The 17,361-nt window shown below is 54.1% G+C and carries 9 protein-coding genes; 6 read left to right on the forward strand and 3 right to left on the reverse strand.

The window, feature by feature from the left end:
• Positions 1–117 precede the first annotated feature (117 nt).
• Positions 118–2,670: a peptidoglycan glycosyltransferase/peptidoglycan DD-transpeptidase MrcA gene (gene mrcA, locus HMPREF0201_RS19805; protein WP_039898901.1), complete on the forward strand. Its 2,553-nt coding sequence runs from the start codon at positions 118–120 to the stop codon at positions 2,668–2,670.
• 52 nt (positions 2,671–2,722) lie between these two features.
• Here mrcA and nudE read toward each other — a convergent pair whose 3' ends face one another.
• A complete protein-coding gene (gene nudE / locus HMPREF0201_RS19810) occupies positions 2,723–3,283 on the reverse strand; it encodes an ADP compounds hydrolase NudE (RefSeq protein WP_016538524.1) in 561 nt (186 codons plus the stop codon).
• Between the two features lie 336 nt (positions 3,284–3,619).
• Between nudE and HMPREF0201_RS19815 the strand changes: the two genes are divergently transcribed.
• The 4 genes from HMPREF0201_RS19815 (at position 3,620) to hslO (ending at position 7,817) form a co-directional block, all read left to right on the forward strand.
• Positions 3,620–5,755 (forward strand): intracellular growth attenuator family protein, encoded by a 2,136-nt coding sequence (locus HMPREF0201_RS19815; protein WP_016538525.1) that lies wholly within the window; start codon positions 3,620–3,622, stop codon positions 5,753–5,755.
• Positions 5,756–5,830: 75 nt separating this feature from the next.
• Positions 5,831–6,511 carry a GMP/IMP nucleotidase gene (yrfG, locus tag HMPREF0201_RS19820; protein ID WP_016538526.1) on the forward strand — a complete coding sequence of 227 codons (681 nt, stop codon included), beginning with the start codon at positions 5,831–5,833 and terminating at the stop codon, positions 6,509–6,511.
• On the forward strand, positions 6,511–6,912 hold the full coding sequence (gene hslR, locus HMPREF0201_RS19825; RefSeq protein WP_016538527.1) for a ribosome-associated heat shock protein Hsp15: 402 nt from the start codon (positions 6,511–6,513) through the stop codon (positions 6,910–6,912). The genes yrfG and hslR overlap by 1 nt, the downstream gene beginning before the upstream one ends.
• Before the next feature lie 26 nt (positions 6,913–6,938).
• A complete protein-coding gene (gene hslO, locus HMPREF0201_RS19830; protein ID WP_083478404.1) occupies positions 6,939–7,817 on the forward strand; it encodes an Hsp33 family molecular chaperone HslO in 879 nt (292 codons plus the stop codon).
• Positions 7,818–7,855: 38 nt separating this feature from the next.
• On the opposite strand, the gene HMPREF0201_RS19835 is transcribed toward hslO, so the two are convergent.
• Positions 7,856–9,604 carry a DUF4153 domain-containing protein gene (locus tag HMPREF0201_RS19835; protein ID WP_016538529.1) on the reverse strand — a complete coding sequence of 583 codons (1,749 nt, stop codon included), beginning with the start codon at positions 9,602–9,604 and terminating at the stop codon, positions 7,856–7,858.
• A 199-nt stretch (positions 9,605–9,803) separates the two neighbouring features.
• Positions 9,804–14,861, reverse strand: a complete 5,058-nt coding sequence (locus HMPREF0201_RS19840) for an inverse autotransporter beta domain-containing protein (protein ID WP_160160637.1) — start codon at positions 14,859–14,861, stop codon at positions 9,804–9,806.
• Between the two features lie 850 nt (positions 14,862–15,711).
• Between HMPREF0201_RS19840 and pckA the strand changes: the two genes are divergently transcribed.
• Positions 15,712–17,331 (forward strand): phosphoenolpyruvate carboxykinase (ATP), encoded by a 1,620-nt coding sequence (pckA, locus tag HMPREF0201_RS19845; protein WP_016538532.1) that lies wholly within the window; start codon positions 15,712–15,714, stop codon positions 17,329–17,331.
• The last annotated feature ends 30 nt before the right edge of the window (positions 17,332–17,361 follow it).

A 17,361-nucleotide genomic window follows, 5' to 3' on the forward strand; every position in this document is an offset into this window, starting at 1 on the left:
TGATGAAAGGCTCTGATCCCGAAACGGCAACGGGTATATCAAAGCTCCTGGCTTGCCTTTATACTACCGCGCGGTTGATTAGAAACTGCCCAATTGAAACCTAATGGGAAATTTAAGGTGAAGTTCGTAAAGTACTTATTAATCCTTGCAGTCTGTTGCGTTCTGCTGGGAGCTGGCTCGATATTCGGCCTATACAAATACATTGAGCCGCAGCTTCCCGACGTCGCGACGTTAAGAGACGTGCGGCTGCAAATTCCAATGCAGGTTTACAGCGCTGACGGAGAGCTTATCGCCCAATACGGCGAGAAACGTCGTATTCCGCTGACCCTGAACCAAATCCCACCGATTATGGTAAAAGCGTTCATCGCCACCGAGGACAGCCGTTTCTATGAACACCACGGCGTTGACCCGGTGGGGATTTTCCGCGCCGCCAGCGTAGCGCTCTTCTCCGGCCATGCTTCTCAGGGGGCGAGTACCATCACCCAGCAGCTGGCACGTAACTTCTTCCTTAGCCCTGAACGCACTCTGATGCGTAAGGTCAAGGAGGCGTTTCTCGCCGTGCGTATTGAGCAGATGCTGAGTAAGGATGAAATCCTTGAGCTGTATCTGAATAAAATCTATCTCGGCTACCGCGCTTACGGCGTAGGCGCCGCCGCTCAGGTCTACTTCGGCAAGACTGTCGATCAGTTGACCCTAAGCGAGATTGCGGTGATTGCCGGGCTGCCTAAGGCGCCTTCGACATTCAACCCGCTTTACTCCATGGATCGTGCCGTCGCGCGGCGCAACGTAGTGCTCTCGCGCATGCTGAGCGAAGGCTATATCACCCAGGCGCAGTATGACGAAGCGCGTAGCCAGGCTATCGACGCCAGCTACCACACGCCGGAAATTGCTTTCTCCGCGCCTTATCTGTCCGAGCTGGTGCGCCAGGACCTGGTGGCCCGCTACGGCGATAAAGCCTATGAAGATGGCTATAAGGTTTACACCACCGTCAGCCGTAAAATTCAGCAGGGCGCGCAGGAAGCGGTTCGCAATAACGTCATGGCTTACGACATGCGCCACGGCTATCGCGGCCCGTCAAACGTGCTGTGGAAAGTGGGTGAAAGCGCGTGGGACGAGAAGAAAATCATCGACTCTCTGAAAAACCTGCCGGTTTATGGCCCGCTGTTCCCGGCAGTTGTTACCCGCGCAACGGTAGAAGAAGCCACGGCTTTACTGGCGGACGGCAGCTCCGTCTCGCTGGGTATGGAAGGCATGCGCTGGGCTCGCCCTTATCGCTCCGACACCGCTCAGGGCCCTACCCCGCGTAAAGTGACCGACGTGGTTCAGGCCGGCCAACAGATTTGGGTTCGTAAAGTTGATACCGCATGGTGGCTTGGTCAAGTGCCGGATGTTAACTCCGCGCTGGTTTCGCTTAACCCACGCGACGGTGCCGTACTGGCGCTGGTCGGCGGTTTTGACTTCAACCAGAGTAAATTTAACCGCGCTACCCAGGCGCTGCGCCAGGTAGGTTCTAACATCAAGCCGTTCCTCTACACCGCAGCGATGGATAAAGGCCTGACGCTTGCCAGCATTCTTAACGACGTGCCGATTTCGCGCTGGGATGCGGGTGCAGGCTCCGACTGGCGGCCGAAAAACTCCCCGGCGCAATATGCAGGGCCGATTCGTCTGCGCCAGGGCCTCGGCCAGTCTAAAAACGTCGTGATGGTGCGCGCGATGCGTGCGATGGGCGTAGATTACGCGGCAGAATATCTACAGCGCTTTGGCTTCCCGGCGGCAAATATCGTTCACACCGAATCACTGGCGCTGGGTTCAGCTTCATTTACGCCAATGCAGGTTGCTCGTGGCTATTCGGTAATGGCCAACGGCGGCTTCCTGGTTGATCCGTACTACATCGCCAAAATCGTCGATGACACCGGCAATACCGTGTTTGAGGCAAAACCAAAAGTTGCCTGTGCCAGCTGCGACCTGCCTGTTATCTACGGCGACACGCCGAAATCAACGGTGCTGGAAAATCAGGATGTGGAAGACGTAGCCGTTTCGCAGACGCCGCAAAACAGCAACGTGCCGATGCCTCAGCTGGAGCAGGCGAACAAAGCGCTGGTGGAAAAAGTTCAGGGCGAAGAGTATGCCCCGCACGTGATAAATACCCCGCTGTCGTTCCTGATCAAAAGCGCGCTCAACAGTAATATTTATGGCGAACCGGGTTGGCAAGGTACTGGCTGGCGAGCGGGGCGTGACCTGAAACGCCGGGACATCGGCGGTAAAACCGGGACCACCAACAGTTCGAAAGATGCCTGGTTCTCCGGCTACGGACCGGGTGTGGTAACTTCGGTATGGATTGGCTTTGACGATCACCGCCGCGATCTTGGCCGCACCACGGCTTCAGGCGCAATCAAAGATCAGATTTCAGGTTACGAAGGCGGCGCGAAGAGCGCTCAACCAGCCTGGGACGATTTTATGAAGGTCGCCCTTTCCGGCGTACCGGAAGAGCCGCTAACGCCACCGCCGGGAATTGTCACCGTGAATATCGACCGCAGCTCCGGTCAGTTAGCCAACGGCGGTAACAGCCGTGAGGAATACTTTATCGAGGGCACCCAGCCTACTCAGCAGGCCGTGCATGAAGTAGGCACTACGATTATCGACAATGGCGAAGAACACGAGCTGTTCTAAACCAAACAAAAGGGCCGCTTCTCGCGGCCCTTTCTCATTCTCTCTTTGCTAACTAGAGCCTGCCCTGTTGTTTTAACCACTCGCGCACCAGGAACAGAGCGCTGACGTTGCGCGCCTCGCTGAAGTCTTCTTCATTCAGCAAATCCAACATTTTTGCCAGCGGCCAGCGCTCCTGCACCAGCTCTTCCGGCTCGTCCCCTTCCAGCGACTCCGGGTAGAGATCCTCAGCGATAACGATGTTCATTTTGCTTGAGAAATAGGACGGCGCCATGGTCAATTTTTTCAGGAATGTCAGCTGGTTTGCACCAAAGCCAACTTCCTCTTTCAGCTCGCGGTTAGCGGCTTCAAACACCGTTTCACCCGGGTCAATCAGGCCCTTAGGGAAACCCAATTCATAGGATTCGGTGCCTACGGCGTATTCACGAATAAGGATCAGGTGGTCATCAACAATAGGCACGATCATCACCGCCTCACGCGAGGAAGGTCGCATCCGCTCGTAAACGCGGCGCACGCCATTGCTAAACTCCAGATCCACCGTTTCGACGTTAAAAAGTCGCGAACGCGCCACGGTTTCTACATGTAAAATCGTTGGTTTTTTAAGAGATTTGCTCATGTGGCTGGGATCAACAGTGAAAGAGGTAAGTTATTGTGCGGCATGCCGCACATATTGCGCAACGAGCATTGGCTATTATTTACATTTTTGCAACTTGATGTTTTTCCAAAACACGTAATGCGCGCCCCTGTCAAGACAGGTAGTATGGAATAGGAATTTACTTGTATTTCAGACGAAGTCGCTTTGCTAACATTGTGTTACTGCAGGTTGTTTATTATAAAAACAGCTTAAGTTAGCACTCTCACCTGCCGATAATGATTTCTGATCTCTTAACCTTTTGAAGGGCCGATCTTTTGCCGCGCTTGATGAAAAAGACGATTGTTTGATGGGGAAAGCATGAGCACCTTATTATTTCTGTTAGCTGCTATGCTGGCCTGCGCCCTGATTGCCGGATGGCTAATCTGGCGGAGCCTGAGGCTGCGCGCCCGGGTTCCGCGTGAACATTCGTTCCCCGGAGCCACAACCCGCAAACTGACTCCGGAAGAGCGTATTGCCGTCGAAAATTATCTTGAGCGCTATTCACGCACCCAGGAGCTGATTGGCCCCTCAGGTGCAAGCAATCCGCCGCCAAAACTGACGCTGACCGCGCAAAGCAACACGGTTATCTCACTTACCCGCTCGATTACCCGCTACGGTCTGTCTGCCGACGACGCCAATAAATGGCGCTACTATCTGGACTCGGTTGAAGTCCATTTGCCGCCGTTCTGGGAACAGTACATTACCAACGATAACGACGTGGAGCTTATCCGCACCAGCACCATTCCGCTGGTTATCTCTCTCAACGGCAATACGTTGCAAAATGACGCTCTGGACAGCCAGCAATACGCTATCGAAGGCTATTCCGGCACGCAGGCCTCGATTCGCGGTGAAGAAAGCGAGCAAATTGAGCTGCTGAATATTCGTCAGGAAACCGAGGAAGAGTATTCCCTGAGCCGCCCGGACGGGATCCGCGAGGCCGCGCTTATCTGCGTCGCATTCATTATGCTGTTCCTGAGTCTGGTTACGCCGCCGGTATTTCTGCCGTGGCTGCTCGGTGGTTCAGCGCTGCTGGTAGCCGCTGGTTTGTGGGGGCTGTTTGCGCCACCGGCCAAAAATGCGCTGCGCGAGATCCACTGCCTGCGCGGTACGCCCAAACGCTGGGGGCTGTTTGGCGAGTCCAATCAGGAGCAGGTCAACAATATATCCCTCGGCATTATCGACCTTATCTATCCGCCGCACTGGCAGCCTTTTGTTACCCAGGATCTCGGGCAGAAAACCGATATTGATATCTACCTCGACCGCCACGTTGTGCGCCAGGGGCGCTTCCTCTCGCTGCATGACGAGGTGCGCAATTTCCCGCTTCAGCACTGGGTGCGCAACCTGCTGATCGCCTCCGGTGCGCTGCTGGTTCTGCTGATGATGACGCTTTGGGTGCCGCTGGAGATGCCCATCAAGCTCAGCGTTTCCTGGTTAAAAGGCGCGCAGTCCATCGAGGCAACCAGCGTTAAAGAGCTGGAGCAATACAAGCTACAGGTTGGCGACACGCTGAGAGTGAACGGCACCGGCATGTGCAACATCCATACTCCGGGCGGGTACAGTTCGCGTCAGAGCTTCCCGTTCACCCCGTTCGACTGCTCGCAAATTATCTGGAATACCGCGCGCCCTCTTCCGCTGCCGGAGTCCGAGGTCATGGACAAGGCGGTTGCGTTGACGAAGGCGGTTAGCGGGCAAATCCACCCTCAGGGCGACGAAGCCGACAGCAAGGTTAACCCGCAGCTGGCGGATGCCATCCAGAAGTCGGGCATGGTGCTGCTGGACGATTTCGCCGGTATTGTGAAAAAGACACAGGCGCTGTGTACCGCAGAAGATGAATGTGTACGCCTGAAAAATGCGCTGGTGAATTTGGGCAACACCAAAGACTGGGACTCGCTGATAAAACGGGCAGATTCGGGCAAGCTGACCGGAGTGAACGTTCTGCTGCGGCCGGTTAGCGCCGAATCGCTGGATAATCTGGTCACGACGTCCACCGCGCCATTCTTTATTCGTGAAACCGCGCGCGCCGCGCAGTCGCTGAACAGCCCGGCGCCGGGCGGCTACGTGATAATTAATGATGAAGGTGGCGACCTTGTCGATCAGCCGCTGCCGCCGGTTTCACTGTATGACTTCCCGGCCCAGGAGCAGTGGACAGAGTTCCTTCGCCTGGCGGATATGCTGCTGCAAACGCCTTTCCACGCCGAGGGGATAATCACCGGGGTCTATACCGATGCCAACGGCACTCAGCACGTTACCCTGCACCGTATCTCCGACACGCATAGCCTTTGGAGCTACATCAGCATTTCTCTGATGCTGATAGCGATGCTGGCATGCTTCGTCATCAATACCGTGCTGGCTATTACCCGCTATCGCCGCGCCAGCACAAGACTGGCCGAAATTCATCGCTACTACGACAACTGCATCAACCCGACGCTGACTCCGCCATCCCTTTTGCGGTAGCCGTTACGGGTAAACTTTGCGTACCGGGTTGTGCTACCCTGGTACGCAAATTTTCCTCTACCGAGACTGAAACCTATGCCTGGTACAATAGCCTGGCAGGACGTTGACACCCTGCTGCTGGATATGGACGGGACCCTGCTGGACCTGGCCTTCGATAACCATTTCTGGAAAAAGCTGGTGCCGGAAACCATCAGTCTTAAGCGAGGCATTCCGCTACAGGAAGCCCATCAGCTCATATCGCATGAGTACCACGCCGTACAGCATACGCTAAACTGGTACTGTCTCGATTACTGGAGCGAAAAGCTCGGGCTGGATATCCGCGAGATGACAACGGAACAGGGGCCAAATGCCGCGCTGCGCGATGATACGGTGCCGTTTCTGGAGGCGTTAAAAGCCAGCGGGAAACGCCGTATTCTGCTGACCAACGCCCATCCGCACAACCTGGCGGTGAAACTTGAACATACCGGTTTAGACCAGCACCTTGATTTATTGCTTTCGACCCACACATTTGGTTATCCGAAAGAAGATAGACGTTTATGGCAGGCGGTGGCCGGGCATACCGGATTCGATCCGGCCAGAACGGTGTTTATCGACGATAGCGAAGCGATTCTTGATGCCGCGGCAAATTTTGGTATTCGTTACTGCTTTGGCGTGCTGAACCCGGATTCCGGTGAAGCGGAAAAAACCTTCACCCGCCATCCCGGCCTTAGCGATTACCGAACTCTGATCCCATCGCTTTCCGTCAAGGAGGCGTGATGAAAGACAAAACGGCCGAAGGGGTGCGCCTGGATAAATGGCTGTGGGCCGCCCGTTTCTATAAAACCCGAGCCGTGGCGCGGGAGATGATTGAAGGCGGCAAAGTGCATTATAACGGGCAGCGTAGCAAACCCAGCAAGCTGGTGGAGCTGAATGCGGTTCTCACCCTGCGCCAGGGTAACGACGAGCGCACCGTTAACATCCTCGCGATTACCGAACAGCGTAGGCCGGCGACGGAAGCCACCCAGCTTTATGAAGAGACGGCGGAAAGCATCGCCAAACGGGAAAAAGTGGCGCTGGCGCGCAAGATGAATGCGCTGACCATGCCGCATCCCGACCGCCGCCCGGATAAAAAAGAGCGCCGGGATTTGATGAAATTTAAACACGGTGGCGAGGAGTAGCCCGCCCACCAGCAAGAGAGATGACGATGACTCAACACGACCAACTACACCGCTATCTGTTTGAAAACTACGCCGTACGCGGCGAGCTGGTGACGGTTTCTGAAACCTGGCAGCAGATCATGGAAAACCATGATTACCCGCAGCCGGTCAAAAAAATCCTCGGCGAGCTGCTGGTTGCGACCAGCCTGCTGACGGCCACCCTGAAGTTTGACGGCGACATTACCGTTCAGTTGCAGGGCGATGGCCCGATGACTCTGGCGGTGATCAACGGCAATAACAAACAGCAGATGCGCGGCGTAGCTCGCGTTCAGGGTGAAATCCCGGCTGAAGCCGAGCTGAAAGACCTGGTAGGCAACGGCTATCTGGTTATCACTATCACCCCGAGCGAAGGCGAACGCTACCAGGGCGTTGTAGGCCTGGAAGGCGACACGCTGGCGGCCTGCCTTGAAGATTACTTCATGCGTTCAGAGCAGTTGCCAACCCGCCTGTTCATTCGCACCGGCGAATTTGAAGGGAAAGCGGCCGCTGGCGGCATGTTGTTACAGGTCCTTCCTGCGCAAAATGCCCAGACCGACGACTTTAACCACCTGGCAATGCTGACCGAAACTATCAAGGCTGAAGAGCTGCTGACGCTTCCGGCTAATGATGTGCTGTGGCGCCTGTATCACGAGGAAGAAGTCACCCTGTACGATCCGCAGGCGGTAGAGTTTAAGTGCACCTGCTCCCGCGAGCGCTGTGCGGATGCGCTGCGCACTCTCCCGGACGAAGAGATCGACAGCATCCTCGCGGAAGATAATGAAATAGACATGAACTGTGATTACTGCGGTAGCCACTACGTGTTTGATGCTATGGATATTGCGGCTATCCGCAAAAATGCCTCTCCGGCTGACCCTCAGATCCACTAAATCTGTTAAACGCCTCCGCCAGCGGAGGCGTTTTTTCCTTAGCGGTAGTAATCAACCTTGACCCGCTGACCATCCACCATCACGTCCTGCCATGCCTTCGGGGCCGCCGTTAACTTACCTTCCGTTGCCGCCTGCTTCAGGGCCGCCATCATCTGGTTTTTATCCAGGTCACGGGCCTGGCCAATGTCCTTCCAGCCGCCGTCTATTTTTCCATACACTTTGCAGTAGCTCATTTCCGGCTGGCAAAGCAGCCATTCGTCCTTGCCGTCGCCGTTAAGATCCATCCCCACCAGCAGGCATTTGTCATCGTCGTCCAGACACTCTCTTGCCTGGTAGCTTTCGTCTTTTACCATTGCCTGCCACCAGGCGTTTTCCGGTACGCGGTTCTTATCCGCCAGTACGATGCGCTGGCGCAGCGATTCAACCGTAAGCTTCACGGCGGCAAAGCCGTTCGCCTTGCTGTCGCTCAATATCCTGGCGAGCTGCCTTTTACGTTCCGGGCTGGCGCTGAATAGCGGGTCTTGTTGCAGCTCACGCATTGCATCGTAACCGCGCCGCCCGGAGGATTGCAGCATCGACAAGCTCAGTTTCTCCGGCTTCAGCACGCCGCTGTGGTAGCGAGCCATTTGATTGTTCACGCTAATGCGATAAGGGTCGAGCAACGGGGAGTTAACGGCAACCAGCAGGGCAAGAGCCAGCAATAAAACCATACGGTTGATATAGCCCGGCTGCAATATGGCTTCACGACGCTGGCGAATAAGAGTCACCGCATAGCCGAAGGCCCACACCACGACAGCTAAGGTTATCAGCGCTGCATATACCCGGGCAGGTGTCCAACCGTATGCCGAAACGCGCTGCCAAAGCGCATAACTTGCCAGCAGGGCATAAACCGGAGAAAGCAGCAGCGTCAGCTTAATCAGGCCATCCAGCCAGGTCGGGTAAGGCCGCGCCTCTCTTTCCGGGTGCCAGACCACTGCGGCGGTAACCATCACCATCAGCGTCAGGGTGTTCAGCAGCGCGTTGCAGGAAACGTGCTGTGAAATGGACCCCAGCCCGACCACCGGTAGCGTTGCCAGAAACATCAACGCAATCAGCGACAGCAGCGGCAGTAGGCCGGTGGTAAACACGCTGAAGAAGTGCCTGACAGCGCTAATTGCCCGCTTCTGGTCGCGGCAGAGCGTAACCGCGAGCGCCGCCGCCGCACAGGTAGCTATCCAGGCAAAAGCAGGCGTGCTGAAAAATAGACGATCGAAAAAGGTGATATCCACCAGCTTGAAAAGCACGGCCCATAGCGCCAGCACGCCCCAGAAAAAGAGCACCAGCAGCCCGGTCAACAGCAGCGTTATCCCGTTACGCCATAGCTGACTGTAAAACTCACGCCAGCTTCCCCAGCCGTTACCCGGGCGCAGGCGCCCCTGCAGCCAGGGCAGTGCCAGCAAGACCATCGCCACCAGCGCACACTGGTAGCCAAGAAGAACATCATGACGAACCCAGCGCTCCAGGCCGTGGGCGTTCCAGTTGACCCAGCCGCTCATCATCCCCACAAAAGGCAGAGGGAGCAGCGCCAGTCCCCAGAAGCGGAGCGAATTGAATCTCACAACAAGCAGCGCCACCGTCGTAGCCAGCACTACTGAGAGTGTACGAATATAGAGCACCAGGTTTTCCCCCGGTAGCCATGCGCCACTCGTGCTATCCAGATCGGTAAGATACAGCACGATGCCGAGCATAAAACCAGCCAGCAAAATGCCCCAGCGAGTCGCCCTGGGCAACGGTTCGGACAAGAACATGGTAGCAATCCTTTGTTAGTCAGATTCAGCGTTCATTGTAGAGGGCTATCGGCAGCCAAAGTTCATTGTGCGGAATTTAAATGTACGTTAGTAGAGAGGCGCGTTATTCGACACGGCATTAACCTGCGGGCATAAAAAAGCTTCTGACGGTTTGCACCACCAGAAGCCATAGGTTAGCTAAATTTTCTCTGTATTTACCTTACAAGGACCAGTTGCCACCTTTGTTAGCAGACTCATGGGAACCACCATTTATAGAGACACTGTAGACGTTTAATGTCTCGGACTCTCCGTTAAAACTGATTAATAGCTCAGTATTGAACACCCTTGTGTGGTCTGCCCAACAGTCCTCCTGTAATGCATCATAGCTTAAGGGATCGAGAGTGTTACTGCTGTCCGTAGCCACACCACTCAATAAAGCAAAGGTTTGAGCGCGATACCCGCCAACAGATCCTTTTAGCGTTGCGGTAAGAGGCGAAATAATTTTTTTACCGCCTGGCTTAAAATCGATACGCCCTCTTCCGCGCCAGTCGGTTGCCGGATTACTCGCCGTACTTTTACAGTAATCGGTTAAGTTACCTTTCTGGTCCGTGGTATAGACGTAGCTGTTACCGGAGATCAGCGGCTTAATATCGGCCAGCTTTGGAGTGGCTACAAGCACAGACCTGCCGGCGACAACGCTAGTTTCTAAGTTGCCATATCCTTTGGCTACCAGTTCAACGGTAACGTTCTCCCCCCAGAATTGTTGCAAAGGCACAAACTGGGTAACAATACTTCCGGTTGGGTTACGCACGGTTTTAGTCGATAGCTTAATACCAGAGCTGGTTTTTAATATCACATCGACGCTGGCCGGAGCCGTATATTCATTAGCGGTATCGGCACTCCAGGTTACTGAGAAAATATCGCCGGTATACAGCGGCTTCCAGTCACCTGAACTGCTTGATGACCCCTTACTGGTATAGCTTATGCTGCCCATACTAATGGTAGGCTTACTGTAAATGAGCACGTCATAGTAGGCGGTGCTGGCGTTATAATAATCGTTAGCGACGATATTCAGCGTCAGCCGGGACTTACCTTTACCCACATTTCCCTGTACCGAGCCGGACTCAGACAGGCGCACCACATTGCTATCGCTGGACTCCCAGATAGTTTTTGCATCGGACGGTATAGTCCTGCCGGGCTGCTGAAGCGCAAATGACTGTTCATCCGTCGTTTTCACCTCCGATTTACTAAACCCAATATTGATAGATGCCTTTTTAAGCACATAACTTACATCCACCGACTCACCGTAGAATTGCTCTGTTTCCAACACGTCGAACGTAATTGTCGTTTCACCCGGTTTTACCGCCTTTAATACCCCGCTGCCGTCAACGGTTACCACGCCGGTGTTCTTGCTGACGTAGCGTGGAGTGAGGACAGTGGCGGCATCGCTATTACCGAACTGGGCTAAAACCTTATAGCTCCCTCCGTCGGCCCATTCAGCGGTTATCAGGCTGCCATTTTTCGCGCTGAGCTGCGGATGCGCTTTCTCTACGGCCAGACTATAGCTCGCCATCGCCGGGTTATATTGTGCGTTGCCGGGAGTGGTCACGATAATATTCGCTTCGCCGGATTTCAGCAGCGTAACCTTCCCTGTCTGGCCGTCGACGGAGGCTACTTCGGGGGCCGAGCTTGACCACTGCTGCGTTAAACCGCCGGGCATACCGCGCACGGCCTGCGACTGGGTGAAGTTTCGGGTATAGACCGCCTGCTGTTGGGCATTGTCGAAGCGCAGATCAAGGGTTACAGCGCCGACGACTACGTCGATTGGCGACCCAATTTTTTTGCCCTCTGAGCTGGCGCTCAGCGTCACTTTACCTTTCGCGGTTGAAGTTGCCTCCGAGGTATAGGACCCATCTTTATTATCAACCACTTTAGACAGGTTAAATCCAGAGAGCGCAGAGCCGCCGCCCAGCGTTACCGTTTTGCCCACAATAGCGTTGTCGTAGCTGTCCTTCAGCACCACCGTCAGGCTCGACTTCTCTTTACCATCCGCGCCAATCGTTGTTTTATCTGCGGTAAATGAAGAATGTGCTAAATCTATGGCCGCAGCTTTGACTTCCACAGGCCCAGCCTGAAGGTTATTTCCCATATCAAGCCAGGCTTCCATCATCAACGTACCGGCGGTATTACTTTTCACCGTGGTGGCCGCAACCCCTTCCGAGTTTGTCCGTGAAGTAGGTTCAAAACTCTCTGATGCCCCTTTCAACTGCCAGGAAACCACCACGTCAGAAAGTTTGTTGCCAAATCCGTCCGTCACCGTCGCGCTGTAGGTCACGCCTTTGGCGTCACCGGCCACAAAGCTAGTGGTATCTGGCTTCACGCTGATAATCTTCCAGCTGCTGGTATCGGCCGAGGCTTCAACGGACAGCGTCTCTTTTTGCCCATTTGCCAGACCGGCCGTAACCAAAATACTGCCCGATTTTTTGGTGACCAGCGTGGCTTTGATGAGCCCGTTTTGATCGGTCTGCGGCGCAAGCGGCGTTAGCGTGGCACCGCCATTGGCCGACAACGCGACCGGGATATTTGGCAGCGGATTCCCCAGCGAATCGGCAATTTTGGCCGTAATAGTGGCGCTATCTTTACCATCCGCAACAATCGCAGGCTTATCGCTTACCAGGCGGGCAATCAGGCCCTTAGTGCTGTCGGCAACGAAGGTAATGGGGTCCGCCGTTTTTGATGAGGCATTGGTGAAGGCCGTGATGGAAACCGGGTAGGCGCGCGTGCTGGTAACGTCAGTTTTGGCAATCCCTTTATCGTCAGTTACGGTTTGCAGGGCGCTAAATTTAACTTCATTGCTGTCCCTGTCGGACTTCCAGTCCACCGCGATATTCGGCAGTGGATTACCGTTATCGTCATTAATCAATGCGCTAAAGGTCACGGCCGATGTTCCATCCGCCGTATATGGAGGGTTGGCCGGAGTCACCTGAACCACCGAGGCCTTATCGCTATTACCGGTAAACATCGTGTCTTTCGTAACGCTGTGTTTGTTCACCTTCACCGTCACCTGAGAAACACCGGCAGTCAGGCTGGTTAAGCTTGTTGTGGCCTCTCCCTGCGCATTTGTTTTCAGCGAAGCGTCTTTCAGCTTTGCGTTATTGCTGGCGCTCAGCGCGACGGTAACATTGGGCACCGGGTTGTTTTTTGCATCGGTCACCAACACGCTTACCGTTTTTTCCGCTTTGCCGTTGGCAGATGAAATCTCCGGCGTTACCGCCAGATTGCCGCTGGCGATCTGCGCGCTTCCCTCATCAGCAACAAACACAACCTTTGCCGTTTTACTTTCACTGCCCTCGAACCCTGCCGTTACCGTCACTTCACCGGAGCGGACATGGGTCAGCGATACCGCAGCCTCGCCTTTGCTGTCGGTAGTTACGCTTTTAGCAATAATCGCCCCATCGCTGGCCGCTAAATTAACGATTTGAGACGGGACTTTATTGCCTTCTCCATCAATGACCACAACGCTGAGCTGATTCTGGTCTTTACCGTCAGCTTTAGCGTTGTCATGCACGACGGATAGTTCCCCGACATGGGCAGTTGTGCTATCCGCGCTAATCGCCACACTGGCCGCAGCCAGGCTCATGTTGCGCACCACGGGGGTCATGGTGAACGTTTCCGCCATAGTCCCGGCGGTGAGCGTAGCAACATATTCTCCTGCTGCGCGGCGGGTGAAGGCCGTCAGTGAGTGGCCAACGCTATCCTGCGGCTTAATCCCGGCCTTCTGAGGACTCCGGGTCTGTTGTGCCTGAGTTTTCACCGTTATTTCATCGGCAGCGATGTCAACGGGGTTTCCGTCCTTATCGCTTACCTTCAGGACAAACACCTGCTGCGCCGTTCCGTTGGCGGTCAGCGTCGCATCCGTTGGCGTTAGCGAACTGCTGTTTAAGCTGATCGCCGCCTGGGTCACCGTGACCTGGGTCTCGGCACGCTCTGAAGCATTGCCTTTTATATCAAAAGCTATCCCGGAGACAGTGTAGGTGTTCACGCCGCTCTCACCCGGCTGCCAGCCCGGCAGGATAACGCTGTAGCTGGCTTCGCTTTCCCTGAGAATTTGCCCACCGGCCGAGAGCAGCGAAGGCGCAGCCCACTCGATCCTGTCCAGCCCGTTCTTCGCGTTAACCGAGACATTTAGCGACTTCTGCTCACCCGCATAGCCCGCCAGAAGATCCGCAGTTTGTAAGCGGATAACCTCTTTTTTGCGGTACTCCAGCACGATATTGTTATTGCGATCGACCAGATCGTAGCGGCTGCCCGCCAGGCTACGCATGCTGCCAACGGCATCCGGACTGATTTGCTGCTGCCACGGCATTCCGAACTGATAATTTAGCTGTACGCCAAACTGCGTCGCCTTTTCACCCGCTTTACCCTGCCGCTGATCTACATTGAAAGTGACGAGCGGAACCGGCGTATAGCTCAGCCCGGCCGTGAGAGCATAGGGGTCGCTCTGGCGATTATCTTTGCCAAAGAGCGCAACTTCTTTGCCGTAATATTGCTCATACGTCAATTTCCCGCCCAGCTGTGGTAAAGCTGGCAACCAGCCTTCTGCGCGAAGATCCCATCCGTTTGCCGGGCGTTCTTCGTAATCTTCGATATCTTTGGAATTCTTCCAGCCGGTTAAACGCAGATAGCTGTTGGCGCTGAGCTTTAAGAAATCTCGCCAGTACTCCCCCCCCAGGCCAAGGCGCGCATGCGCCCGCGACCAGTCATAGTCGAGGAAGGTGTTACCCCCCAGCATATAGCCATCGTTAAACCAGCGCAGGCCTGCCCCTAAATTCGATTGCAGCCTGTCGTCCGTCTCATGCAGGCTACCCTGGGCAAAAAGCAGTTTGTTTTCCTGTTCATACCAGGGAATCAAAAGGTCGAGCTGGGAGTTTTCGAGCGAGAAGTTTTTGTCGGCATTAAGCTGTACGCGAGCGGTACCAAATTGGCTAAGCCATTGCTGGAGATGGCTGCTGGCCTCGCCTGTTGCCATACCGCGCGCCATTGAACTCGCGGCATCACCGTTAGGATTTGCCGATAAAAAAGCCCCGGTACGGCTCGCCAAAGAGGCCCACTTTTGTACCTGAGCCTCTTTCTCCGCAGAGGCACTCTCATCCGAACGCCACTTATCTGCCGGAAGCGGCGCAAGAGGAACGACGAGGGTGTCGCCGGACTTAACGTTGTTAAATCCCTTAGCAAAAACCTGCGACTGATTCATTGCACGTAATGACGCCAGGCTCATATTATATTTTCTGGCAACGGATGCCGCATTCTCACCCGGTTGCAGAATATATAATTCCGTAGCTGCTTGAGAAACAATTGATTTTTGAGCTGCAGCTCCGGCCGATGCGGGTGCCAGCGTACAGGCGAGAGGAAACAAAATCTGTACACCGATCTGCAGCCAGGCAAAGGATTTAAGATAAAACGGAATGGGGATTTCTGTATGCTTGTTCACTGCGCTAACCTTCACTAAGTCCTTATGAAAGTACGGCCCTCCATGGGTCATTATTTATAGCAGTAAGCACTTCATCCGTATGGGAAATATGATATCTTACAGACCGGCGACGATGTTCGGAGAGCGACGTTTCAGGGAGTTTATAATGGAAGGCGAAATCTAGCCCGGCCATTAATTCCTAACTATAAAAAAACGCTCATTAAAAATATATCGCAGAAAAATAAAAAATAAAAAAACAACCCAACACACTGATAAATAATGAATTTCCATTTAAACATGATGCAATAATCATCAAAAAAAACGCAATAACAACAAATATTCATTATAATTATTAAGTTTCTCTACCCACCTCCCAAAATAAACAAAAAGCAATCGCCCAGCGCTATTAACAAATAGAATATTAAATTAATATTCACTTTGAATACAAACATCAATTAAATACTTTTAAATACAATTAAATATTAGAACAATAAAACGACAGCAAGGCATAACCGTTTCAGCCTGCAATTAATCTTATTTATTGATTCGAAATATCAATTTTTTGGCGGATCCCCAAATCTATGATGATGGTCGCGGTTAACAACCCCTAAACAATTCTACAATATTGGGCACTATAAATTGGCTAAGGAGCAGTGAAATGCGAGTTAAAGGCATAACCCCGCAAGATCTCAAGGCTTATGGCATTAATGATGTTAGCGAAGTCATCCACAACCCCGATTATGACACCCTCTACCGCGAAGAGCTCGACCCCAAACTGGAAGGTTACGAGCGTGGCGTAGTGACAAATTTAGGCGCAGTTGCCGTCGATACCGGGATCTTCACCGGCCGCTCGCCGAAAGATAAATACATCGTTCGCGATGACACCACCCGCGACACGCTCTGGTGGGCCGATAACGGCAAAGGCAAAAACGATAACAAACCCCTTTCTGAAGAGACCTGGCATCAGTTGAAAGGCCTCGTCACCGGGCAGCTTTCCGGCAAACGCCTGTTTATTCTCGATGCATTCTGCGGCGCCAACGCCGACACGCGCCTCTCGGTCAGGTTTATTACCGAAGTCGCCTGGCAGGCTCATTTCGTTAAAAATATGTTCATTCGCCCGACCGACGAAGAACTGGCAACGTTCGAGCCGGATTTTGTGGTGATGAACGGCGCAAAATGCACCAACCCAAACTGGAAAGAGCAGGGCCTGAACTCCGAAAACTTTGTGGCGTTTAACCTTACTGAACGCATGCAGCTTATCGGCGGCACCTGGTACGGCGGCGAAATGAAAAAAGGGATGTTCTCTATTATGAACTACCTGCTGCCGTTGAAAGGTATTGCCTCAATGCACTGCTCGGCAAACGTTGGCGAGAAAGGCGATGTGGCCGTGTTCTTCGGCCTCTCCGGCACCGGTAAAACCACCCTTTCTACCGACCCGAAACGCCGCCTGATTGGCGATGATGAGCACGGCTGGGACGATGACGGCGTATTCAATTTCGAAGGTGGCTGTTACGCCAAAACCATTCGCCTGTCGGAAGAGGCCGAGCCGGATATCTACCACGCTATCCGCCGCGACGCGCTGTTGGAAAACGTCACCGTTCGGGCAGATGGTACGATCGATTTTGATGACGCATCCAAAACGGAGAACACCCGCGTCTCTTACCCGATTTACCACATCGACAATATCGTTAAGCCGGTTTCGAAAGCGGGTCACGCGACCAAGGTTATCTTCCTGACGGCGGATGCATTCGGCGTACTGCCTCCGGTCTCACGCCTGACGGCAAACCAGACCCAGTATCATTTCCTGTCCGGCTTTACCGCCAAGCTCGCGGGCACCGAGCGCGGCGTTACCGAGCCGACACCAACCTTCTCCGCATGCTTCGGCGCAGCCTTCCTGTCGCTGCACCCAACACAATATGCCGAAGTGCTGGTTAAACGCATGCAGGCCGCTGGCGCGCAGGCTTACCTGGTCAACACCGGCTGGAACGGCACCGGCAAACGTATCTCAATTAAAGATACCCGCGCCATCATCGACGCTATCCTCGATGGCTCGCTGGATGATGCCGAAACCTTCACCCTGCCGATGTTTAACCTGGCTATCCCGACCTCGCTAGCCGGCGTGGACAGCCATATTCTGGACCCGCGTAATACCTACGGCTCCCCGGAACAGTGGCAGGAAAAAGCGGAGCAGCTGGCGAAACTGTTTGTAGAAAACTTCGAGAAATACACCGATACCCCTGCCGGGGCGGCGCTGGTTGCGGCCGGTCCTAAGCTTTAATTAGCTGATACAGGCGAAAAAAAACGAACC

The organism is Cedecea davisae DSM 4568, from assembly GCF_000412335.2.
Lineage (GTDB): Bacteria > Pseudomonadota > Gammaproteobacteria > Enterobacterales > Enterobacteriaceae > Cedecea > Cedecea davisae.

Coding starts and splice junctions, on each gene's coding strand:
- HMPREF0201_RS19840 (WP_160160637.1), bottom strand. CDS start 14,861: ATGAGCCTGGCGTCATTACGTGCAATGAATCAGTCGCAGGTTTTTGCT.
- pckA (WP_016538532.1), top strand. CDS start 15,712: ATGCGAGTTAAAGGCATAACCCCGCAAGATCTCAAGGCTTATGGCATT.
- hslR (WP_016538527.1), top strand. CDS start 6,511: ATGAAAGACAAAACGGCCGAAGGGGTGCGCCTGGATAAATGGCTGTGG.
- yrfG (WP_016538526.1), top strand. CDS start 5,831: ATGCCTGGTACAATAGCCTGGCAGGACGTTGACACCCTGCTGCTGGAT.
- HMPREF0201_RS19835 (WP_016538529.1), bottom strand. CDS start 9,604: ATGTTCTTGTCCGAACCGTTGCCCAGGGCGACTCGCTGGGGCATTTTG.
- HMPREF0201_RS19815 (WP_016538525.1), top strand. CDS start 3,620: ATGAGCACCTTATTATTTCTGTTAGCTGCTATGCTGGCCTGCGCCCTG.
- hslO (WP_083478404.1), top strand. CDS start 6,939: ATGACTCAACACGACCAACTACACCGCTATCTGTTTGAAAACTACGCC.
- nudE (WP_016538524.1), bottom strand. CDS start 3,283: ATGAGCAAATCTCTTAAAAAACCAACGATTTTACATGTAGAAACCGTG.